General features: G+C 41.1%; 18 protein-coding genes. 9 read left to right on the top strand and 9 right to left on the bottom strand.

All coding sequences use genetic code 11. The features are described from left to right. Window positions 1–50: 50 nt before the first annotated feature. The 4 genes from H5232_RS02570 to H5232_RS02555 all read left to right on the top strand — a co-directional run bounded on the left by H5232_RS02570 (window position 51) and on the right by H5232_RS02555 (window position 7851). Window positions 51–4442 (top strand): S8 family serine peptidase, encoded by a 4392-nt coding sequence (locus H5232_RS02570; RefSeq protein ID WP_182717486.1) that lies wholly within the window; start codon window positions 51–53, stop codon window positions 4440–4442. Between the two features lie 170 nt (window positions 4443–4612). Beyond that, entirely contained in the window at window positions 4613–6793 is a 2181-nt protein-coding gene (locus tag H5232_RS02565; RefSeq protein WP_182717485.1) for a S9 family peptidase, read from the top strand. 185 nt (window positions 6794–6978) lie between these two features. Further along, on the top strand, window positions 6979–7350 hold the full coding sequence (locus H5232_RS02560; RefSeq protein WP_182717484.1) for a DUF4870 domain-containing protein: 372 nt from the start codon (window positions 6979–6981) through the stop codon (window positions 7348–7350). A gap of 66 nt (window positions 7351–7416) precedes the next feature. Further along, the gene (locus tag H5232_RS02555) at window positions 7417–7851 is read left to right on the top strand and encodes a YqaA family protein (protein ID WP_182717483.1); all 435 of its coding nucleotides are present in this window, start codon (window positions 7417–7419) and stop codon (window positions 7849–7851) included. Here H5232_RS02555 and folX read toward each other — a convergent pair. From folX to folM, 3 genes are read right to left on the bottom strand one after another with little or no spacing between them, the layout of a single operon-like run. Beyond that, entirely contained in the window at window positions 7848–8207 is a 360-nt protein-coding gene (folX, locus tag H5232_RS02550) for a dihydroneopterin triphosphate 2'-epimerase (protein ID WP_145239990.1), read from the bottom strand. The genes H5232_RS02555 and folX overlap by 4 nt on opposite strands. A gap of 4 nt (window positions 8208–8211) precedes the next feature. Beyond that, window positions 8212–8766: a GTP cyclohydrolase I FolE gene (gene folE, locus H5232_RS02545; protein WP_145239988.1), complete on the bottom strand. Its 555-nt coding sequence runs from the start codon at window positions 8764–8766 to the stop codon at window positions 8212–8214. Window positions 8767–8785: 19 nt separating this feature from the next. Next, window positions 8786–9505, bottom strand: a complete 720-nt coding sequence (gene folM, locus H5232_RS02540; protein ID WP_182735035.1) for a dihydromonapterin reductase — start codon at window positions 9503–9505, stop codon at window positions 8786–8788. 218 nt (window positions 9506–9723) lie between these two features. On the opposite strand from folM, the gene H5232_RS02535 reads away from it, so the two are divergent. After that, window positions 9724–10620, top strand: coding sequence for a sulfite exporter TauE/SafE family protein (locus tag H5232_RS02535; RefSeq protein ID WP_182783425.1), 897 nt, complete (start codon window positions 9724–9726; stop codon window positions 10618–10620). Here H5232_RS02535 and nadE read toward each other — a convergent pair. From nadE to H5232_RS02520, 3 genes are all read right to left on the bottom strand, one after another. Beyond that, the gene (nadE, locus tag H5232_RS02530; RefSeq protein WP_149982194.1) at window positions 10617–11453 is read right to left on the bottom strand and encodes an ammonia-dependent NAD(+) synthetase; all 837 of its coding nucleotides are present in this window, start codon (window positions 11451–11453) and stop codon (window positions 10617–10619) included. The two genes, H5232_RS02535 and nadE, sit on opposite strands and share 4 nt — an antisense overlap. Before the next feature lie 110 nt (window positions 11454–11563). Continuing rightward, window positions 11564–12187, bottom strand: coding sequence for a YceH family protein (locus H5232_RS02525; protein ID WP_145239982.1), 624 nt, complete (start codon window positions 12185–12187; stop codon window positions 11564–11566). Window positions 12188–12225: 38 nt separating this feature from the next. After that, on the bottom strand, window positions 12226–15591 hold the full coding sequence (locus H5232_RS02520) for an ATP-binding protein (RefSeq protein ID WP_182783423.1): 3366 nt from the start codon (window positions 15589–15591) through the stop codon (window positions 12226–12228). A gap of 165 nt (window positions 15592–15756) precedes the next feature. Here H5232_RS02520 and H5232_RS02515 point away from each other — a divergent pair, with 165 nt between their 5' ends. The 3 genes from H5232_RS02515 (at window position 15757) to H5232_RS02505 (ending at window position 20206) form a co-directional block, all read left to right on the top strand. Beyond that, a complete protein-coding gene (locus H5232_RS02515; protein ID WP_182783421.1) occupies window positions 15757–18048 on the top strand; it encodes a penicillin acylase family protein in 2292 nt (763 codons plus the stop codon). Window positions 18049–18356: 308 nt separating this feature from the next. Next, window positions 18357–19889 (top strand): bifunctional GNAT family N-acetyltransferase/carbon-nitrogen hydrolase family protein, encoded by a 1533-nt coding sequence (locus tag H5232_RS02510; protein WP_145239976.1) that lies wholly within the window; start codon window positions 18357–18359, stop codon window positions 19887–19889. Continuing rightward, window positions 19889–20206 (top strand): multidrug efflux SMR transporter, encoded by a 318-nt coding sequence (locus tag H5232_RS02505; RefSeq protein WP_149982191.1) that lies wholly within the window; start codon window positions 19889–19891, stop codon window positions 20204–20206. The genes H5232_RS02510 and H5232_RS02505 overlap by 1 nt, the downstream gene beginning before the upstream one ends. Window positions 20207–20262: 56 nt before the next feature. On the opposite strand, the gene H5232_RS02500 is transcribed toward H5232_RS02505, so the two are convergent. Beyond that, a complete protein-coding gene (locus tag H5232_RS02500) occupies window positions 20263–21144 on the bottom strand; it encodes a DMT family transporter (RefSeq protein WP_145239974.1) in 882 nt (293 codons plus the stop codon). Window positions 21145–21417: 273 nt separating this feature from the next. Between H5232_RS02500 and H5232_RS02495 the strand changes: the two genes are divergently transcribed. Beyond that, window positions 21418–21801 carry an MAPEG family protein gene (locus H5232_RS02495; protein WP_145239972.1) on the top strand — a complete coding sequence of 128 codons (384 nt, stop codon included), beginning with the start codon at window positions 21418–21420 and terminating at the stop codon, window positions 21799–21801. A 147-nt stretch (window positions 21802–21948) separates the two neighbouring features. Here the strand turns inward: H5232_RS02495 and H5232_RS02490 are convergent, their stop codons facing one another. Both H5232_RS02490 and H5232_RS02485 read right to left on the bottom strand, forming a co-directional pair. Beyond that, the gene (locus H5232_RS02490) at window positions 21949–23160 is read right to left on the bottom strand and encodes a TonB family protein (protein ID WP_182830522.1); all 1212 of its coding nucleotides are present in this window, start codon (window positions 23158–23160) and stop codon (window positions 21949–21951) included. A gap of 9 nt (window positions 23161–23169) precedes the next feature. Further along, the gene (locus H5232_RS02485) at window positions 23170–23544 is read right to left on the bottom strand and encodes a BlaI/MecI/CopY family transcriptional regulator (RefSeq protein ID WP_145239968.1); all 375 of its coding nucleotides are present in this window, start codon (window positions 23542–23544) and stop codon (window positions 23170–23172) included. Window positions 23545–23555 lie beyond the last annotated feature (11 nt).

Below are 23555 nucleotides of genomic sequence, written 5' to 3'. Positions count from 1 at the left end.
ATGTTTCTTTTTGGGAGCATTTAATAACAATAATCTCATCAGAGGAATTTATGTCTAACAAGTTAATAACAAAAACAGCCTTATCAATTGCAGTATCATCAGCACTAATGGCGGCATCGGTAAATGCACAAACAGTGCAAGCAGCACACAGTATTACCGCTCTCAATAATTTCTCTACAGCTACATTTAATGAAACCGATGTTAAAGAACAGTTACCATCAGCTCATATGATTGTGCTAAGAGCGACAACCGCTGCCGATCTAATGGCGCAAGGTATTTATCAAATAGGTGACAGCCGTGCAACCATTGCACAAATTGAGCAAGTGCAAAGTGCAGTGACAATTGAACTAAGTAGTCTAGATTTTGGTACAAAAGTAATTGGCCAAACTAAAGTGCTGGCGCCTACTTTGATTGTACAAGCAAGTCCTGAGGCGTTAGAAAAAATTGCCCGTGACTACCGAGTTGAGAAAGTGCTGCCAATGTATGATTATGAATTACATGTCGCCGCATCTGCAGATTATTTAAAAGCTTCACCATTGGTTGCAAATGGGGTTGTAACAGGTAAAGGTCAAACGGTAGCGGTACTGGATACAGGTGTTGACTACACGCACAACGTTTTTGGTGGTGCTGGTACCGTAGAGGCGTATGACGCAGCTCAAGCTGATCCTACTTCTGTAGCTTGGCCGCAAGGCATCGTACATGGTGGCTACGACTTTATTCGTGACGATGCTGATCCAATTGAACATGATCCTGTAGTCGTGATCCCCGATGTTGATGAACCGACCAGTCATGGTACGTCTGTTTCTCACTCTGTTACTGGAATTGCTCCTGAAGTAGAGTTATATGTGTACTCAGTGTGTGGTGGTGGTTGTCCAAGTGCAGCACAAGCATCAGCATTAGAAGCGGCAATGGATCCTAATGGTGATGGCGATATCTCTGACCGCGTAGATGTTATTAATATGTCTTTAGGTGGCGAGTTTGGTGGCACTGAAACTGACGGAGGTACTCAATACTTAATTCAAAAAGCGGTTGATTTAGGTGTAAATGTTGTTATCTCAGCAGGCAATGATGGCGATCATCCTTTTCGTATTGGGGGACCAAGTACCACGCCAAACGCACTTGCAGTTGGTGCGATGACGCATCCAACATTAGATATTGGGATTGCTTCAGGTACCGTGCTTGGAGAAGAGGTTGTTTTTCAAGTTTCAGGTTTTGGTCCGCAAACCGCATTTGCTATGGCAGATACCGATGCTGAACTTGTTTACCCAACCGCAAATCAAAATGGCTGTGAAGCATTTTCAGAAGACACCGATTTTAATAATAAAGCGGTGCTTATAGACCGTGGTGAATGTAATTTCACGAAAAAAGTACTGCATGCACAACAGCGCGGCGCATCGTTTGTATTTATTGCAAATAACGAAGATGACGGTACTCCTGCTTCAATGGGTGGATTTGATGCCACGGTTACTATCCCAAATATTGGCATTACTTATGCTGCCGGGGCAGCGATAAAAGCGGAGCTTAAAGCATCAGGCAAGGCTGCATATAGCTTAGTTGTTGAGCGTAAAGTAACATCAGGTGCTGTGGCAACCTTTTCATCGCGCGGTCCATCAATGGATGGTTTATTAAAACCTGAAATCACAGCGCCAGGTACAAGCATTATGGTTGCAGCAACTGGTACGCAAGATCAACTAGCTCCAGCCTCAGGTACATCCTTTTCAGGACCGATTACTGCCGGTGCGGTTGCGTTAGTACGCGCAGCACACCCACAGCGTAATGCCTTTGAAATTAAAGCAACATTAATGAATACGGCAGATCTAAATGTGACTAATGAGCCGCTTAGCACAAATCCAGATTCTGAATTAGCACCAATTAGTATGATTGGTGCTGGTTTAGTTAACGTTGAAAAAGCGGTTAATCTGCCTGTTGCAGCATGGGTTGATAATACCGAGTTTAAAACTAAACAAGCGGCATTATCGTTTGGCTTAGAAAACTTTACTGGCGTTAGGTCAATCAGCAAAACAGTCACCGTGAAAAATTTCTCGACACAAGAAAAAACCTACAAATTACGGACTGAAGCACGTTACGAAAATGATAAAAACAGCGGTGCAATCAGTTGGGATATTCCAGGCAGCGTAACAATTCCCGCAGGTCAAACTACAGAGTTTGATGTAACGCTAACGGTTGATCCTAGTAAATTGCACGAGTGGAAACTGGAAAACCCATTTGATGCCGAGTCGGTAGCTGCACGAAGCGCCGCATTAACGCTCGCAGAGTTTGACGGCGCCTTAGTGTTTGACGATGTGGATGATACTGATTCAGATTATGCGCTACATGTTGTTTATCATGCGCTACCAAAAGCGGCTAGTGAATTAAGTATTGCTCCGGAAGTGGTTGGTAATGAGATGCAACTTATCGTTGAGAATACCGGGGCAACAACAGTTTCAACAATGACAGAAAATATTGTTGCAACTGGTAAAGTTAAGTCAGCAGCAGAGGCACCGTTCAATATTCTTGCAACGACATTCAATGCAATAGCAGCTGAAGGATGTGAATCTGGTGTATTAGTTACAGCATCGATTCAGTTACGTGATGAGATCACTCATGTATTCCAAGCAGGTTATCGTTTAGATATAGACACCAACAACGATGGTGCCTATGACTTCCTTATGCAGAACTACAATGACCGAGGTCGTAAAACGACTTCGCCAGGGCGTTCACGTACTGTTATTGGTACTATCGATGACACTGGCGCAGAAACGCTTCGGTTTTTGACACCGTTATATCAATCAGCTGGTGCAGATACCATTACCTTCTCGGTATGTAGCAGCACACTGGGGTTAACACGTGATAATTTAGGTGATCCGTTAAATATTAAGGCATCTGTAGGCTATCCATCTTATGGTGGCGGCGTGTACTTTGAAACAGATAGTCTAGTTGGCGCTACGACCTTTAGTTCTTCAGCGTCAGTGAGTTTAACTGCGGTGGATGGCAGTGATACAGTCGTAAATCAACTTGCGCCAGGTGAAAAAGCGATTGTGAATGCTAGTGCGCCATTTGCTTTTACAGCATCGTCATTACAAGATGTACTGAAATTAGTGACTGCTGAAGACTTAGTGTTACCAAAAACGCAGGCTCCTAAGCTTGCAAATGCATCATTTGATGTTGTTGAAAATGCGGAAAACGGCCATCTCGTTGGCACCTTGAGTGTTGTGGAATCAGATAGAGATTTAGCGATTGCTGAGTTTTATGTGCAATCGCAAACTCATCAAGGCTTTAGTGTTGATAATAAAGGGCAAATTCTTGTATCAAACAGCGAGTTAGTTGATTTTGAAGTTGGTAAGCACATCGCTGAACTAGTCGTTGTTGCCATCGATACTTTGGGAAATACATCAGAGCCTGCTGTTATTACTATTAACATTACCAATGTTGCAGATGAAGCGAGCGAAGTAACCCCAATTATAAATTCTGGCCAAGTATTCTCTGTTGCAGAAAACACCCCAGTAGCTACCGCATTTGCTCAATTAGCTTTCACAGATCCAGATAACAGTTCAATCACTATGTTTACTGTAGCGGGAAGTGATGCAATCACGATTGATAATACGGGGATGCTAACCGTTGCTCAACTACTTAATTTTGAAGAGCAAAGTACTATTACGTTAGAGATAGTCGCAATTGATGAAGATGGTCATCAGTCAGCTGCTGAAATTGTGACGATTAACGTGTTAAATGTCGCTGATGAAGGAGCAGAAGTTGCGCCAATTATCGAAGCCGGGCAAACTTTTAAAGTGCAAGAAAATGCCGTGGTAGGCACTGTGATTGGTCAAATACGTGCTATTGATCCAGATACAGCAGTAACACCAATTGTAAGCTACACAGTGGCAGGTCATAACGGTATTGCAATTGATGAACTTGGCCAAATCACAGTGGTGGGTGACGTTGATTATGATGCAACACCTGAGATAAAGCTGATGGTTAGTGCAACGGATAGTGCTGGTAATCAATCTGCAGCTGTTGAAGTAACAATCACTGTAGCGCAAGACGCATTAGAAAACACGCCAGTTATTGCTGATAAACAACGCTTTAGTGTTGATGAAAATACAGCGCTTGGCACTGTGATTGGTAAACTTAACTTTAGTGATCCAGATGCTGATGTAAGTCCTGTTACTAAGTTTATTGTGTCAGGCACTGACTTAGTCACTGTTAATGCTGCGGGTGAAATTGTTGTTGCAGGTAGTATTGATTATGAATATGAGCGTAACTTTACATTTAGTGTTATCGCTGTTGATAGTGCGGGTAATAACTCTAAAGCTGTTGCTGTTGAAGTACGAGTAAAGAATATTGTGGGCAAAGATGACGATAATAATGACGGTGACAGCGGTTCACTAGCATGGTTAACATTGCTTATTGCACCATTTGCATTTATGCGCCGCCGTAAATAAAAGTAATTGTTTAGTTAGTCATTTTAATTATCAGTGACTAACGAGCAAAGTTAATCAAACAAAGGGAGCTTAGGCTCCCTTTTTACATTGCTTTACAAACTAATATAGGTAATCAACAGCTAGTTAGATATATTGCTAGTAGTGGAATAATAATAACTCTAGGGAATACTATGAAAACACGTCAATCATTTGCGTTAGCGGCTTTGTCGTTAGCTATTTTAGCGGGCTGTAATAAAGCCCCAGAACAAAATAATATAAAATCCGAGGCTGTACAGAGTGAAGCTGCAGTGGTTAATGTAACTGCACCGATAGCCAATAAGATCCCTTTCGAAATGACTATTCATGGTGATACGCGCACCGATAATTACTATTGGATGCGTGACGATGCACGAAAAGATGCAGCTGTCATAGCACACCTTAATGCAGAAAATACCTATACTGATGCGATGCTAAAGCATACTAAAGCTTTACAAACTACTTTGTTTGAAGAGTTAAAAGGGCGCATTCAAAAAGATGATGACTCCGTGCCAACTAAAAGTGGCGATTATTATTATTCATCGCAAACGCGAGGGGATAATGAATACCCGACTTATGTTCGCAGTAGCGATGATAAGGGCACTGATCAACACGTTATATTAGATGTAAATGAGTTGGCAAAAGGCCATGACTATTTCGCGGCAACAGGTTTATCTGTCAGCCCAAATGGTCACTTATTAGCATATGGTGAAGACACGGTAAGTCGACGTATCTACTCTATTTTAGTGAAAGATTTAAAGACCGGTAAATTACTAGAAGATAAGCTCGAAGGGACCGATGGTGATATCGTCTGGGCGAATGATAATAAAACTTTTTATTACATTAAAAAAGACTTACAGACATTGTTAGGTTATCAGGTTTATCGCCATACCTTAGGTACGCCACAAGCACAAGATGAGTTAGTGTACGAAGAGACTAACACAAGTTATTACACTGGCCTTGGTAAGAGTAAAGACAAACAAGAAATTTATATTTGGCATGGCAGTACTAACGCTTCAGGTGTGTCGGTAATTGATGCTAATGACGTCAAGGCGCAGCCAAAGCGCTTAATTGAACGTGAAGAAAACCTAGAATATGATATTGCTAAACTCGGTGATACTTATTACATAGTCACTAACCTTAACGCAGTAAACTTTCAGCTAATGACGGTGGATAAAGATAAAGCGCACGACAAAGCGAATTGGCAAACACTGATCGCCGCGCGTGATGATATTAAGCTTGAAGGCATCGATTTGTTCACTGATCATTTAGTGTATAAAGAGCGTGAAATGGGGCAATCTCGTTTAACGATACGCAACTTAAAGTCGGGTGATGAACAGCAGCTGAGCTTTAATGACAGCAGTTATATGGTCAGAACATATGGTAATAATGAATTAGATAGCGAAAGCTTACGAGTATATTATGCCAGTATGACGACGCCTGGTTCATCGTATGATATCGATTTGAATAGCACAACGAAAACACTGTTAAAACAGCAACAAGTGATCGGTGATTTTAATGCCGATAATTATGCATCGGAGCGACTATTTATTACTGCGCGAGATGGCGTAAAAGTACCGGTGAGTTTAGTTTATCGCAAAGATAAATTCAAAAAAGATGGCACTAATCCATTGTTACAATATGGCTATGGGTCGTATGGGGTAACCATGGATCCAAGTTTTTCTAGTAGTCGTTTGAGTTTACTTGATCGAGGCTTTGTATTTGCTATCGCGCATATTCGTGGCTCGCAGATGCTCGGTCGTCCTTGGTATGAAGATGGCAAGCTACTCAATAAAAAGAATACTTTTAATGACTTTGTTGATGTAACCAAAGGCTTAGTTACCCAGCAGTATGGTGCGCAAGATAAAATATTCGCGATGGGCGGCAGTGCGGGCGGCTTATTAATGGGCGCCGTGGCAAACCAAGCACCAGAGCTTTATCAGGGGATGGTTGCGGCTGTGCCATTTGTTGATGTAGTGACCACTATGTTAGATGCGAGCTTACCATTAACAACCAACGAGTACGGCGAGTGGGGCAACCCAAATGACAAACTATATTATGATTATATGCTGTCTTACTCACCGTACGATCAAGTGAGTAAACAAGCGTATCCAAATATGTTGGTCACCACAGGTTTGCATGATTCTCAAGTGCAATATTTTGAACCAGCAAAATGGGTTGCAAAATTACGTGAGTTTAAAACCGATGATAATAAATTACTGTTTAAAATTGATATGGAAGCAGGCCATGGCGGTGCATCTGGGCGTTTTAAAAGCCTTCAAGATACAGCTCTAAATTATGCATTTATCTTAGATCTAGCTGGTATTAAAAAGTAATAACTGATTTTAGTGTTTTACAATTAAGGCGTGACTTAGGTTACGCCTTAATTTTTTGTCTAAATTAAGTGTTGTGGTTTTGCACACTTGCTCGAGCTTAGCAGTATCGACGACGCTGATTAAAATCTAGACATTAAGACTGAAAAAGGTCAGCATATAGGTATTAACGAAATAAGGAGATGGTAATGGAAGATAATCAACAGGTTGAATCAGTTATAGCGAGTAAAGATGAGCGTATGTGGGCGATGTTATGTCATTTAAGCGCATTAGCCGGATTTATTATACCTATGGGTAGTATCATCGGTCCGCTGATTGTCTGGTTAATAAAAAAAGACGAAATGCCATTAGTGGCTGAACATGGGCGTAAATCGCTTAACTTTCAAATCACTATGTTCATAGCATATATAGTGTGTTTGATTTTGATGTTTGCAGTTATCGGGGTAATTTTATTACCTATAGTCGCTATTTTCTCGTTTATTATGGTGGTGATTGGCGCAATCAAAACTAATGACGGTAAAGAGTTTAACTACCCATTTAGCTTACAATTGATAAAATAAACTACTCTTCATTTTTATCAAACCCAGCAAATGCTGGGTTTTTTATATGCATTAATAAAGGCTTAGATGGCTTATTTAACTCTGTTCTTTACTGCGTTTATTTCGGCAACATTATTGCCAAGCTCATCAGAAGTGGTACTCACAGCAATGGTGACCAAAGGAGAATATTTACTTTGGTTGTTATGGCTCAGTGCCACAGTTGGTAACGTACTAGGTAGTTGCGTTAATTACTGGTTAGGCACGCAAGTCATACGTTTTAAGGATCGGAAATGGTTTCCCGTGTCACAGGCAAGTATCGATAAGGCTGCAGAGCGCTTTGAAAAGTATGGTGTTTATAGCCTGTTGTTGGCATGGCTACCAATTATTGGTGATCCGCTAACAGTTGTAGGAGGCATTTTTAAAGTGCGCTGGTGGACATTTTTATGGCTGGTTACCCTTGGCAAAGGCGCACGTTACTTGCTTGTACTAGCCTTTGCCGTTGGGCTGGATAAGTTGTTTTAAGCTTTACTCCAATCGAGTGTTAGCGATACTGAATCTGCAAAACGCAAAGCGTGAGGTTTATCAACTCGCACTTTTGCATAATTCACGCTGCTATGGCTATGGCAAACACTGAGTATTTCTGCCACTAGTTTTTCAAGCAATAAAAAGTGACCTTGTTCAACAATGCTAATCACTTCTTTGGTGATCACTTTATAATTAAGTGCTTGTTCAACTTGATCCGTTTCACAGGCTTGCTCAGCAGGATAGTGAATTTCTAAATTGATCACTACATCCTGCTTTTTCTCACGTTCATCGGGATTAAAGCCAATAAAAGTGCGCAGCCGTAAGTTAGTTACATGGATAATTGCATTGGCCATAGGATCAGCCTTTTACAAGTTGTAAAAACTCATTGCGGGTTTTTGGATCGGCTCTGAAGTTACCTAGCATTACCGACGTACGCATACTTGAGTTTTGTTTTTCAACCCCACGCATCATCATACACATATGTTTTGCTTCCACTATTACACCAACGCCTTTAGCACCGGTGACTTCTTCAACCGCTTTAGCGATTTGATGAGTCAGTTGTTCTTGAATTTGAAAGCGGCGTGCAAACATATCAACAATACGCGCAAATTTCGATAAACCCAGCACTTTGCCGTTAGGAATATAAGCAATATGACAGCGCCCTACAAATGGTAATAAATGATGTTCACACATCGAATAAAGCTCTATATCTTGAATTAAAACCATGTCATCTGCATCAGAAGTAAATACCGCATTATTGGTAATTTCTTCTAATGTTTGACGATAGCCTTTGGTCAAATATTCCATCGCTTTGGCGGCGCGTTTTGGCGTGTCTAATAGGCCTTCACGTTGTGGATCTTCACCTACAGCAGTAATAATTTCGTGGTAACTATTTTTTAATTGATCGTGCATAAATTTCTCGATTAATCCGTTATTTTAAATGTCTGCCACCATCTACGGGTAAAGAACGTCCCGTGATGTAATGGCTGCTAAGCAATAAATCGACGCTGTTTATAATTTCGCGACAACCGGGCTCGATGCCCATTAATGATTTTTTAAGGGTTTTTTCTCGGTACTCATCGCTATCGTGATCATTAAAAATAATTAATGAAGGGGCGATAGCGTTCACTTTAATATTCGGGGCAAACTTAGCTGCAAATGATTTTGTCATATTTTCTAAGGCGGCTTTACTTGCGGCATATGCGATATGCTTTGGACTTCCTTTTTCAACAACATAATCAGTTAAATGAATGATATCAGCAGGGTGTTGCTGCTGTTGCTGGAAATTTAACAGTAACTCGCTAAGCGCTAAGTTAATTAAGTAAGGTGCTTTAGCATGGATCCGCATCATGTTATCAAATAGCGTACTGCTATCTGGATTATTCGCTTCGCAATCCCAACTCGAGGCATTGTGGATCACCGCCTTTAAGCTATTTGTGTGCAGCTTTAATTGACTGACAAACTCATTAATGCCGTTGTCAGTGCTAAAGTCTGCGTAAACACATACAGCACCATGGTCAGATAATTCATCAATAGCGGGATGGCGAGTTCGGTAAGTAACGATAATAGCTTGCCCTTGGGCTATAAAATGTTTTGCCAGTGCTAAACCAATACGTTGGCCGGCACCTGTTATTAAAATGGGCGATGTCATAACTAAATACAAATCCTTAGGTTTTTTAATGCGATGAGCTGGATTACCATGTGTTTACTAACAACTATAAACTAAATTACAGAACTATTTCATCTTTACTGCAAAGATATTGCACTCATATAACAATCTGTTTGTACGCCGTAACGAACAGTTGCGATCATTTGCTCTGCGATGATTGTCAGGCATAATAATAAAACTTCGATTTATGATCCGTAACTATGCAATCATCACCTAAACCCATCCATAAACTGCGTATGATCCCCTGGTTATTTATTGCTGGCGTGTATTGTTCATTAATTGCTTGGCAAGGCGCAAATGCCGCGCTACAAAGTGTTATCGCAGAGTTTAGCATTGCTGTGACTATGGCTTTTGGGTCTTTTGTTGCTGGTGGCACTGCACTTGGTGGTGGCGCAGTAGCATTTCCTGTGATGACTAAGTTACTGGCAATAGATCCTGTAACGGCAAAAGTATTCTCGTTAGCGATTCAAAGTTTTGGTATGAGTGCGGCCGCATTAACCATTATTTTTACCGGTATTCCATATTATCGCCAAGTGGTATTAATCGCAGCTCCTGCTGCGTTAGTTGGCGTATTACTAAGCCTTACTTTTATTGCCGATCAATTACCAAGACTGGTGGTTAAAGGAGTATTTAGCGTACTTTTAATATGCTTCGCATTAACTCTTTTATGGCGTATTTACTGCAGGGTGCAACATGTATGTAGTCAAACCGATATACACGTTAGTACATTTAAAGTTGCATTAGTTGCTGTTATTGGAGGAGTTGCATCTGGCTTAGTTGGTTCGGGAGCTGACATTGCTATTTTTGCGTTATTGATTATCGCCTGCAACGCTAATATTCAAAAAGCGACTGCAACCTCGGTGATTATCATGGCAATAACGTCTGTGGTGGCAAGCATTGCTAACGTATGGTTCTTCAATAGCTTAAGCAGCGAAATACAGTCGTATTTATTAGCGGCTATTCCAGTGGTCGTAGTTGGAGCACCGTTAGGGGCTTATGTTTGTGCTAAAGTGAAAAGCGGGCAATTAATCACATTTTTCTTATTGTTAATTGCCCTAGAAGTGTCATTTACGGTTTATGAGCTTATGACAGCCTAAAGATCGTCGTAAATGGTTGGAATAGCTTGGCGTTTATGTTGAGTGCGTAGATAAATTGCGATGAGTTTTTCACTTACCTCGTCACTGACTTCTTTGCCTTCTAAAAAGTCATCAATTTGTTCATAGCTTAAACCAAGGGCTTCTTCATCAGTAAGGCCTGGGCGATCACACTCTAGGTCGGCGGTTGGCGCTTTATTAACGAGTAAATCGGGTGCACCTAACTGCTTGGCTAATGCGCGTACTTGGCGTTTTGATAAGCCAAATAATGGCGCTAAGTCGCATGCGCCATCACCAAATTTAGTATAAAAGCCAGTAATGTTCTCGGCGCTATGATCAGTACCAACAACGAGGCCTTGGCACAGTCCGGCAATTTCATATTGCGCGACCATGCGTTGGCGGGCTTTCACATTACCTTTAATAAAATCAATTTGTGCTTGTTCCGGCAGTGCATCACCGCAACCTACTACTGCCGCTAATGCTTGCTCATGCATGCCGTCTGCTGCGGGTTTTATATTCACTGTTAGACGTTTATTTGGTTGAATAAAATCAACAGCCAATTGCGCTTCAGCTTCATCAGCTTGCACACCATACGGTAAGCGAACCGCAATAAATTGATACTTGTCGGTTTGTTGCTGCGCATTTAATTCGTTAACGGCGAGTTGGCATAAGCGACCACAGGTAGATGAATCTACACCGCCACTAATCCCCAGCACTAAAGAGCGTGAATGTGCTGCCACTAAACGGTTTTTTATAAAGTTTACGCGGCGTGTGATCTCGTTGTTGACGTCTATATTTGGCTGGACTTTCATTTCTGCCACTATTTCAGCGCGCATGCTGAGCTCTCCTAATAATATTACTGGTTGTCATGGTTATACCAATTAGCTTAAAAGCATGATCTCTATTTAATGTAATTGGAATTATTATCTAATTCAAAGGGTTTAATTTAAAGCCCTAAATGTAGCTTAATTTTTTGTAATTCAGCTTTTAGCTCATCAATTTCAGCAAGTAACTCATTCAACTCGTCAGCTTTGAGTGCTGGCAATTCAGGTGGTTCTACTGCAACAGCACTTTGTGGATCAGCAAATAAATGGCTGTAACGGCTTTCACGTTTGCCGGGTTCTCGTGGGTGTTTAGTCACATGTTCGGCAGTCATCAAGGCATTTAATGCCGACTCAACTTCAGCAACATTATTAAACTCAGCGAGCCGATTACTGCGGGTTCTTAATTCACCAGGGGTTTGTGGGCCACGTAGCAGCATTAAACAAATAATAGCGCGCTGTTGCTCCGTTAACTGTAAATTACCAAATTCAGTATTGCAAAAGCGATGTGCGAACTTAGTTACGCGTCCAGATAACCCTTCGTCTAATGTAACTAACCGCTGGGAAACTAACGAGTCTAGCGCCTCTTGTACTTCAGTTTCGCTGAGCGTGAGCACTGGCTCTCGGTTCGATTTTTGATTGCACGCATTGGTCAATGCATTTAGTGACAGCGGGTAATGCTCTGGTGTGGTGCTTTGTTTTTCAAGTAGGCAGCCGATCACACGTTGTTCAATAGCAGTGAGTTGCATAATAAATCCTTCTTTTTGTTATGCCTTAGCTTACACCTTTATTGTTTGCCAAGCCATTGTTGCAGTTTCGGATTAAGCGCATCAAAATCGAGTGGTTTGGTTAGGTAATCAGTCATTCCTGCACTGAGGCATTTATCTCTATCGCCTTGCATAGCATTTGCGGTTAACGCAATAATAGTTACGTTTTTGTAGTATTCACCCGCATCCCCATTACGGATTGCCTTAGTTGCTTGGTAACCATCCATTTCTGGCATCTGGCAGTCCATTAACAATAGCTTGTATGGTTCTGTGGTTTTGCTTTTTAGTTTTTCAATAGCTTCCAGACCATTTTCAGCGATATCAAAATTAATGCCTGCTTGTTTTAGTAATGCACAGGCAACGACTTGATTTACTTTATTGTCTTCTACCAGCAGGATTTTGTCTTGATTTACAAAGTGTGTATTGTTGATTGCAATACTTGCTGGTAGTGCATTGTTATTTTGTTGTTGCTCGATAAATTTTTCATTCGCCAAAGAATCAAACAAGTCCGAAGGCGTTAGTGGTTTAAAAATCATGCAATCGGCTTCGATTGGCAAGTTTGCATGTGCTTCTTGTGAGAAACTCATTGGCGCCATAAGGATCAGTTTTACGTGATGCTCACTTAGGTAAATTTTCAATGCATTAATTGCAGCAGCGTCGGCTTGCTGAAAAAAGCTATAATCAAGCAGCACAGCATCAATCAATTCATCGCTCGAATTGAGATAATAACTCAAGGCTAGGTAGTTTTTGAGGATATGCGCACGCGCTCCCCACACGTTTAGCTGTTTTTGCGCAATTGAGCTATTTAACGGGCAAGTATCGACAATTAAAATATGTTTGTTTTTAATTAAATGACTCGGTAAGTCTTGTTCTTTACCCAGTAGCGGCTGTACTTTAATGGAAAAAGTAAAGGTACTGCCTTGGCCATAAACACTCGTGACATTGATTTCTCCATCCATCAAATTACAAAGCTGCTTAACAATCGCCAGGCCCAAGCCTGTGCCGCCATATTGGCGAGTAGTTGAGGTATCGGCCTGAGTGAAAGAATCAAATAATGAAGCTTGTTTGTCGGCTTTAATACCAATACCGGTATCAATAATTGAGCAATCTAAAAAAGTCCCGTTAGTGGTATTTTTTAAGTTTGCGCTCACGATAATTTCACCATTATGAGTAAATTTAACGGCATTACCGAGTAAATTATTAATAATTTGGCGAAGCCTATTTGGGTCACTAACAATCTTATTTACATTAATTTTAGTGGCATCTAAAATCAGTTTAGTATTATGTTGCTCTACTTTAAGGGCAAATGACTCGACCACTTCACCGAGTAATTTCGGTAAATTAAAGGCAATCTCTTCGATATCTAATTTACCAGCTTCAATTTTTGAGAAATCCAGAATATCGTTAATTATATTAAGCAGCGATTGTGCTGATGATTGTGCTAATTCAATATGGTGCGTTTGCTGAGGATCTAACTTAGTTTGTTGCACAATATTAAGCATCCCGAGCACACCGTTCATGGGGGTGCGAATTTCGTGGCTCATGCTCGCTAAAAACTCACCTTTAGCGGTTACAGCTTGTTCCGCTGCTTCTTTTGCTGTGACTAATTGTTGCTCGGTTTCTATACGTTGCTCGCTAGAATATAAACTGCCAATTAAAGCGGCAACGGCAATTAAAAAGCTTTCTTCGTTACGCGACCATGCCCGCGGATACTGACAATGCTCAGCACAAACAATACCAATCGCCCCGCTTCCAGTAGGAATAGATACACAAAGCATTGATTTTATATCGAAAGGAGCTAAATAGTGCGCTGTAAGCGGGGCTGTAAATTTATTGCTCAGTGCATTTGAGGCGCGGATCACAGCTTGATTATCAATCGCTGTAAAAAAATCATTTAACTCAGTTTGCTGCCATGCTGGTAACGCAGTGTTATTTGGGGTGTGTTTACCATGATGGGCAAATGATTGCAGTTGATCTCTTGCATCATTGAACAGCCATATACTGGCACGTTCAACATTAAATGCATCGCAAATTGATTGTGTAATGATATCTTTTGCTTGTTTTAAATTACCAGTTAGCACTGCGTTATTAACGGTAAGTGAGGCGAGTACCTCATTGTGCAAAGCAGTTTTACTGCTTTCTAATTCAATGCATTTACGGACGTTTATATCTTGTAAAGAGCCAAAAATCTTAATACAACGGCCATTACGGATTTCGGCCTCACCATGCACTAACACCCATAAAGCATTACCTTTAGAATCGATAACTTCGAGCTCAACTTCGTAACTTTCACCATATTTAATCGCTCGCTCAACGAGCTTTTTTATCGTGTCACGGCTTTCGCCTTCTTTAAAGTAAGAAAAGTTCGTTGGCCAATCAGGTTGTTCGTCTAGCGGATATTTGAAAATGTTTTTGGTCATATCTGACCAATATACTTGTTGTGTTTCAAGGTTAAATGACCAAGCGCCAATTTTTGCAAGACTACTCATTGTCACTAGCATTTTTTCATTTCTTAGCTGGCGATTGAGCATTTTTAAGAATAATAAGAAAGCTAAAATTAGTAACCCGCAAATAGTAAATATTGCTAATCTCAGCGGCCAAATCGCAGAGTTCGGAGGTGCCCAACCAACTTTAGGAGTAACAAAAATTTCCCACTCGCCACCTTGAAAGGTTAAAGTAAATTCCAGAGGGTTACGCTCTAAAATATCCGCTTTACCACGGAAAAACTCTCCTTTTAGACCCAAGCCATTGCGCCCTTGAATGGCGACATCATAGTCTTCTTCTAGTTCGAAAATACCCGCTCTTTCATATATTTTGTCTATGTCGAGTACCACCGAGAGCAGTCCCCAAAAATGGTTGTCAGGGGGAAGGTAAACAGGGACTCGGGCAATTAATGCCTCACCACCTTGCACTAATGTAAGTGGGCCTGCCATAACTATTTCATTGTTATCACGCGCACGAATTGCATCTGCACGTTGTGCTTTGTTCTCTAAAAAGTTTAGCCCTATGGCTTTTTCATTGCCTGCCAATGGGTAAGTCATGCGGATCACCATATTAGGTGCACCACCGATATTGCGTAATTCAGATGAGGTGTCGAATAATGGTGCGGCAATTTGGGCAAAACGTTGTTGATCTAAATTAGGCTCTGCAGCAACTGCAACAGCTAAACCACGCACTAATTGAATATTCGATACTAATGTTGATTCAAGTTGAGTTCGGTAGCTACTTACTTCAGATAAAATTAATAGTCGATGAGATTCTTGGGCACGTTTATAACTGATCTGATCAAGCACTAAACTGATTAATAAAATAAAAACGAGCGAGCACCAAAATATCAGTTTAAATTTGTAGACTTGTTTGTGATCATCTGTTTTTAACAATGGCATTAGCGACTTGTGCTTTTATATTTGGCTGTTCAACTATAGTCAATTTATCACGGAAATAAAAATAGTCCGATCAATTGAGCTATTTGTTTTTTTATTTAAATTACCGCACTTTTTTCATAAAACTATGGTTATGATAGAGCTAATCAAGAGTAAAAGGACTGGTTCATGTTTAAAATTATCAAGTGGTTGGTGTTAGCAATCGTAATTTTAGGATTAGCTGCAACAGCAGTTATTTATGGTGTACTGTCAGTTAGCTTACCGGCGCTTGATGGTAATGGGCGTAGTAACCAAGTCAGCCAAGCGGTAAAAATCTCCCGAGACCAACTGGGTCAAGCAGTTATTTCAGCTGAGAACCGCCTTGATGCTGCGTATGGTTTAGGTTTCGCACATGGTCAAGACCGATTTTTTCAAATGGATTTGTTGCGCCGTAATGCTGCAGGTGAATTGAGTGAACTGTTTGGCAAAGCAGCATTAGGTTTGGATAAAAAAATGCGCTTCCACCAGTTACGAAAACGCAGCGCTGCGATTGTTGAGCAATTGCCTCAAGCAGATCAAGCATTATTAACAAGTTATGCCGCTGGCGTTAACGAAGGCTTAGCACAGGTAGGTTTTAGCAGTTTTGAATATTTACTAACAGGCGCTGAGCAAAAGCCTTGGCGCAGTGAAGACAGTCTGTTAGTGATTTACAGTATGTACTTAGATTTACAAACGGCGACCTTCGAACGTGACCAAGCGTTAATTCAAATTGCCGATATTTATGGCCCAGAAATGGTCAGTTTTTTAACTCAACCCAGTCAATATCAAGCGGCTTTAGATGGCAGCACACTCGCACCTTATAATTTAACTATTCCTGAATTTCCTAAGCAAACCTTACAAGCTTTACTCAGGATTGATGCAAATCAAGAACGTGGTAGTAATAACTGGGCGGTGACTGGGCAGTTAACTACCACAGGTGCTGGGATGCTGTCGGATGATATGCACTTGTCGATGGCGGTGCCGGTTATTTGGTATCGTGCGCAACTTAACTATGCAATGTCAGGAAAAGTGAGCCAAGTGACAGGGGTTTCCTTGCCTGGCGCACCAGCAATTGTGGTGGGAACTAATAACAATATTGCCTGGGGATTTACTAATGGTTACCTCGATACTGCCGATTGGGTAGCATTAACTGATAACAGTAAAACATGGCAAGAAGTTGAGCAAATAGCACTACCCGATGGGTCAATTGAAGAATATAAGCTGACATTGAGTGAGTATGGTCCAGTGCGAGAAATAAATGGCAAGCCTTATGCGCTTAGCTGGGTTGGCCATCAACCTTATGCAGTCGATATGGATTTATTGAAATTAGAACAAGCAACCACAGTCGATGACGCGCTGCTGATTGCCAGTGAAGTAGGTATTCCAGTACAAAACTTAATGGTGGTAGATAGCCAAGGCAATGCGGGTTGGAAAAATATGGGAGCCATTCCAGGGCGTATTAAGCCCAGTGAACTAGCTGTTCAGGAAAATGACTATTCAGCACTTTGGCAGCATAATGAACAGCAAAGGCCGGAAGTTAAAAATCCTGTTGATGGCCGTTTATGGACTGGGAACTCTCGCGTTGTATCGGCTTTGGATGACCAGCGTTTTGGTAATGGTGGTTATGCCTTGGGAGCACGATCTAGTCAAATTCGTGATAGATTGTATGAAAAGCAACATTTTAATGAAGCTAATTTTAACCAGTTGCAGCATGATAATCAGGCGCGCTTTTTACAACCGTGGCATAGCTTATTGCTGCAACAGCTTAATAGAAATAGTTCGGCTAATCAGCAGTACATAAAAGAGTTAGAGAACTGGCAAGGTTGCGCCTGTGCAACGTCAATAGGCTACACGCTGGTTAGGCGTTATCGTGATGAAGTTATCAATAGTGTATTTACGGCTATGCAAGCAAATTTACAGGCTCAGGGCGGTTCATTAAAGTATGTTAAACGTGATTTAGAGCCGGCAATATGGCAGCTTATTGAACAGCAACCAGATAGCTGGTTAAATCCACAATTTGCTGATTGGGATGCACAATTAACTGATTCATTTAGTCAAGTTGTCAGTAATTTAAGTAAAGAGTTTGGCAGTAACTTAAAAGGTTGGCAGTGGGGGACAGTTAATGAATTGGTTATTGAGCATCCATTCGCACAGCAAATACCACAACTAAGTAAATTATTAAATATGCCGACAGCGCCAGGATTTGGCGACAGTTATATGCCAGCAGTGCAGGGGCGTAGTTTTGGTGCGTCACAGCGATTTATTGCTCAACCTGGGCATTTAGAAAACGCCATAATGGCCATTCCCGGTGGCCAGTCAGGTCATCCACTATCGCCATTTTATCGCGCAGGATTTGATGACTACGTAGCTGCAAAACCAACGCCGCTATTACCGCAAACACTAATGCATGAGATCACAATATTACCTGCAAATGAGCTTTAAATGAGTAAAGCCACCTTGTTTTGAGGTAGTGGCCGCTTGATTTCGGCCATTACTTTTACTCTTATAAAGTGCAATTAACCTAAGCTTTAGGTCGAAAACCGCTAAACCAGCGTTAATGTTAGCTGAGCAAAGAGGTGTAAAACTAAAAATTTATACCTACTTATACTTACTTCAACACTGTTGTTGGTGCTATCTTAAAAATAAACCAGCGCTAGGTATGCTGCACTAAGCAAGCGTTCAGAGCTGATCACGTATTATGCGCGTATTGAACTATCAAATTTAATGTCCTACGCCTAAAGGAGTTGTGTATGTCGGCAGAAAAAACCCATCTTGAGATTTGTAATTTAACTAAAGAGCAGTATCCACAAGTAAAAACTTTGATGGATCAGGCTTATCCAGATTTAGGTGGTGCATGGCCAAGCCATACTATATTTAGACTGATTGACCAGTTCCCTGAAGGGCAGTTGGGCATGGTGGATGATGGCGTGCTGGTAGGGATTGCGTTGAGTGTGCAAGTTGATTACACGCGCTTTTCTAATCCGCACACCTATGAAGATATTGTTGACGGCCATGACCGGGTATTTAGTGACCCCGATGGTGATGCGCTGTATGGGTTAGATGTGGTTATTTCGCCTACTCATCGTGGTATGCGTTTAGGGCGCAGGCTTTATGATGCGCGTAAAGAATTATGTCGTCAGTATAATCTGCGGGCTATTTTGGCGGGCGGACGTATTCCGCGTTATTACAATCATAGCAGTGACATGAGTCCAACAGAATATATTGCCAAAGTCGATCATAAAGAGCTGTATGATCCAATTTTAAGTTTTCAATTGTCGAATGATTTCCAGGTTAAACGCTTACTTAAAAAGTATTTACCGGAAGATCAAAATTCGGTGGGTTATGCCACGCTACTTGAGTGGAATAACATTATGTTTGAACCGACCGACACGGTACTTGAATCAACGAAGTCGATAGTGCGAGTAGGCGCAGTGCAATGGCAAATGCGCAGTGTTGAGTCGGTTGAAGAAATGCTCACGCAGGTCGAATATTTTGTAGACACAGTGTCTGATTACAAAAGTGATTTTATTCTTTTTCCGGAGTTTTTTAATGCGCCACTAATGGGGCTTACAGAGCAAAGAAATCAGACTGAGGCTATTCGTTATTTAGCCGAATACACGGAGACTTTTCGTGATGCGATGTCGCGTATGGCGATTGAGTATAATGCGAATATTATCACCGGCTCAATGCCGCTTGCTGAAGGCGATAAAATCTATAATGTCAGTTATTTATGCCATCGCAGTGGTAAAATTGACGAACAACGTAAAATTCATATCACGCCTCATGAACAAAATGACTGGGTGATTCAAGGTGGTGACAAAATTGCGGTATTTGATACTGATGCTGGACGCGTGGGTATTCAAATTTGTTACGATGTTGAATTTCCTGAATTGTCACGTATTTTAGCAAAACAAGGTCTCGATATTCTGTTTGTGCCATTTTGGACCGACACCAAAAATAGTTATTTACGAGTACGCCACTGCGCGCAGGCGCGGGCCATTGAAAACGAATGCTACGTGGTTATTGCCGGCTCGGTAGGTAACTTACCAGAAGTTGAAAGTCTTGATGTGCAGTATTCACAATCAGCGGTATTAACACCGTCTGATTTTTCGTTCCCTCATGATGCTACGCTTAATGAAGCAACCCCCAATACTGAAATGCTGTTATTTAGTGATTTAGATATGGATAAATTAAAAGTTCTGCACAGTGAAGGCACGGTGCGTAACTTAAAAGATCGTCGTGAAGATCTGTACGATGTAATATTGAAAAAGAGAGAAAATTAATGGCGTGGATTTATTTAATTATTGCAGGCTTGCTGGAAATTGGCTGGCCTGTAGGATTAAAAATGTCGCAAGAGGGTGAACATCGCTGGTTAGGTATTGGCATTGCAGTGGCGTTTATGGTCGCCAGTGGTTTTATGTTATGGCTGGCACAGCGTGATATTTCGATGGGGACTTCCTACGCTGTGTGGACAGGTATTGGCGCGGCAGGAACATTTTTAGTAGGGATACTATTTTATAATGATGCAGCAACATTCGGCCGTATTGCCGGTGTATTAATGATTATTAGCGGCGTTATCACATTGAAAATCAGCCATTAATTCAGTGAATTAAAAAATCGAAAGGCGGCCATGTTGCAGTGAGCCGCCTTTGTTGTTTATATCGAAGGTAACATGACTAATACTGCGGCTATAGCAATTAACACCAGCCCTGCGGTATCTTGACGTTTTAAAGGCTGCTTGAGCCATAAAACTGAGATCAAGATTGTAAAAAATACTTCTACTTGCCCTAAGGTTTTGACATAGGCAACATGCTGTAAACTCATCGCACTAAACCAACCAATCGAGCCTATGCAGCTAAAAAAACTCACCGCACTGGTGGTTTTTTTATGGTTCCACATAGCTCGAAATGTTGAGCGTTCCCTTACTGTAATATAACCACATAGCATGATAGTTTGCAGGCTGATAATAAGCAGTAAAACCCATGCTGCGGAATAAGGAAACGACAGGCCTGAGTTTAGGCTTGCTTCGCGTATCCATGATGAGGAGAGTGCAAATGCTGTCCCACAGGCCAAGCCTAGTAAGGCTGTTTTTAAGCTAAAGTGCTTAATGTTAGCAATTCCACTTAATAGTAATACTGCAATTGAGCCAATAAACACGCCAAGCCAGCCTAATAAAGATAGCGTTGCGCCAAAAAATAATACTCCTAGTATAGCCGCAACAAGAGCTTCACTTTTTGCAAGACCAGCACCAACAGCAAAGTTATTCATTTTAAATAACGTCACCATTAATCCTGTTGCAATAATTTGCACTATGCTCGCGCCGACAATGTAGCTAATAAAAGCGAGGTTGAAGGTGGGTAAGGGAGCATCTTGATAGAGATATAATGAAATGAGGTATGCCAAAGCAAGTGGGCTTGCAAGTATAAAGCGCGCTAAGGTGACGCCTGCAACACTCACATGCGCACTTAGTTTACTTTGTAAAGCGTTGCGCCACGACTGCATAAAAGCGGCTAAAATAGTTAAAAAGATCCAAGTCATAATGAAAAAACAGCAATTCACAGAGGCGGATAAGTTACCAGTGCCAGAGCTCTAAAGCGAACTAAGATTCCATAAAATGAAAATATCTTTGCTGCGACAATATGCCACAGCTGCAAATCCAACTTTTTGGGCTATAGTTATCGCGATGTTATTGTTAGTCGCAATGCCTTGTATTTATTTCATATAAGTCATTGCGGCTTTTTTATTACTCAAGTCAATTACGCGATCAGTTTAGCTGTGCTAAGTTAATGAAAACTATGATTAGGAGTAACGATGACGATATTACTTATTTGCGCACTACTTGCTGTACTGATGCCTTACTTTGCCAAGGCCCCCGTGGCATTTGCAATGAACAAGCTCGATGGCTACGATAATAAGCAGCCAAGAGAGCAACAGTCTAAGCTCACCGGATTTGGCGCAAGGGCGCTGGCAGCACATCAAAATTGTTTTGAATCATTGGCCGTGTTTGCTGTAGCGTTAGCCACCGTGCTGGGCACTAATAATGTTCACCAAGTTACTGAGCTATTAGCCATTACTCATATTATTGCCCGCGTTCTATATTGTGCTTTTTACTATCTAAATTTAGACGTACTGCGTTCTTTATCATGGCTGGTTGGTTTAGCTGCTGCAGTCGCTATGATTGTTGTGTGCTTGTAATACCAATCGTGTTAAGTTACTGACCATTTATTTAGCTCGCTAGAATGGTTAAATATTTAAGTCGATTGGTATAAGCTTTGTTTTTTAAAACGCTAAAGCAAGCGGCTTCAATAAGGCGCTTGCTTTAGGGTCTTTGGTTGTTAAAATTTACTTAGCCGCAACAGTCACCTTTTCAATCAGTTGTTCTGATTTGTAATTACTGTCAATTGCAAAGTCTAACTGTACCAATACATCTTTAAAGCCTGAATTTGAAGGCTTATATTGCCATTGCATTAGCGCTTTTTTTGCCTCTTTATCGAATACTCTTTCAGGTTTGGCATTCACAACCGACACATTTTGTGTCTTTCCGGCTGGGCTAATATCGTATTTTAATACTACTGAACCGCTGATACCTTGTTCAGCTGCCTGTATCGGGTAAATAGGCTCAATACGCATGATGGGTGAAATAGCTTGCACCTTACTTATTGCTTCAGGTTGTTTTGCGATAGCAAAGCTGCTGATCATACCCGCTGCAAAAATAAGTAAAGCGCCTTTGGCAATCATTGAGCTATTGCCGATGTGTTTGATTTGATTGAGACGTTGTAACATCGTGTTTTTATCTCCATAGTGTGAGTAAGCTATTAACCCTGCACGGCTATTTGCTGCACAGTTGATCAGAGCTTTACTGTATAAAATGCGTTGTTGAGTAGTTTTATTGGTCAGTACTTTTTCGTCGCACGACAGCTCTTGCAAGCGTCTAAAGCTCATGTAGCCAAGCCAAGCCAGTGGATTAAACCAAATCAGCAATGTGGCCATTAATGCCAGCGCATTAAATAAATTATCGGCGCGTTTTATATGTACTTTTTCATGTTCAATGATCAGCGTTAACGCAGTGCTATCAATGTGTTGTGTATAGGCGGTTGGTAGGACTAGCTGATTACTGAATAGCCCTATAACCATTGGTGTACTAACGGCGCTACTTTGTAATAGTTGCATGTCGGGATGTGCGTCAATCAGCACTTTATCATCAAGATTGGTTAATCGTAATTGGTTGATAAACCGCAGGTGTACCACGATGGCAGTTAACGCCAGTATGCTAAATATAGCGCTATAAACTAGTACCCAACTAATACTAATCGTTGTTGAAAAACCTTGCTTGGGGCTGATCAGCATAGTGCTAATGACGTTGTTTGGCAGCGGCTTAAAATGCTCTGGCATATTTGCTAGCAGTAATGTGATTGGTAACATTAGCCATAACTTATAGACAAAGTTAGCATTGAGCCATTTTAGTGAATAGCGTTCTAAAACCAGCAAACTGAGTATCAGTAAGCTGATTAATAGTTGCTGCTCAAGAAGCCAGTTAAAGGTGTTTTCTAACATATTAAGCCCTTACTTTTGCTGTTTTTCCCAGTCATCAATCACCTTTTTAAGTTCGTTGATGTCTTGTTGAGAAAGTTGCTCAGATTTAGCAAAACCGCTGACTAACGGCGCGATACGGCCACTAAAAAAACGCTCAATAAAATTTTGACTTTCTTTTAGCGTGTATTCAGCGCGTTCCATGCAAGGAGTGTAAATATACTGGCGGCCATCTTTTTCAAAGCTGAGTGCGCCTTTTTTTACTAATCGACCGAGTAAGGTTTTAATGGTTTTTTCGTGCCATTGTTTATCATCGCTTAAACGCTCGATAATTTGGCTTGCTGTAGCAGGGTAGTTCAGCCAAAGTGCATCGAGCACTTCAAATTCTGCTTTTGATAATTCAATCATATATATATTGC

The sequence above is a fragment of the Pseudoalteromonas sp. SG41-5 genome, from assembly GCF_014164495.1.
Classification (GTDB): domain Bacteria; phylum Pseudomonadota; class Gammaproteobacteria; order Enterobacterales; family Alteromonadaceae; genus Pseudoalteromonas; species Pseudoalteromonas rhizosphaerae.
Note: the sequence above shows the minus strand (reverse complement) of the source record. Positions and strands in the feature narration are given on the sequence as shown.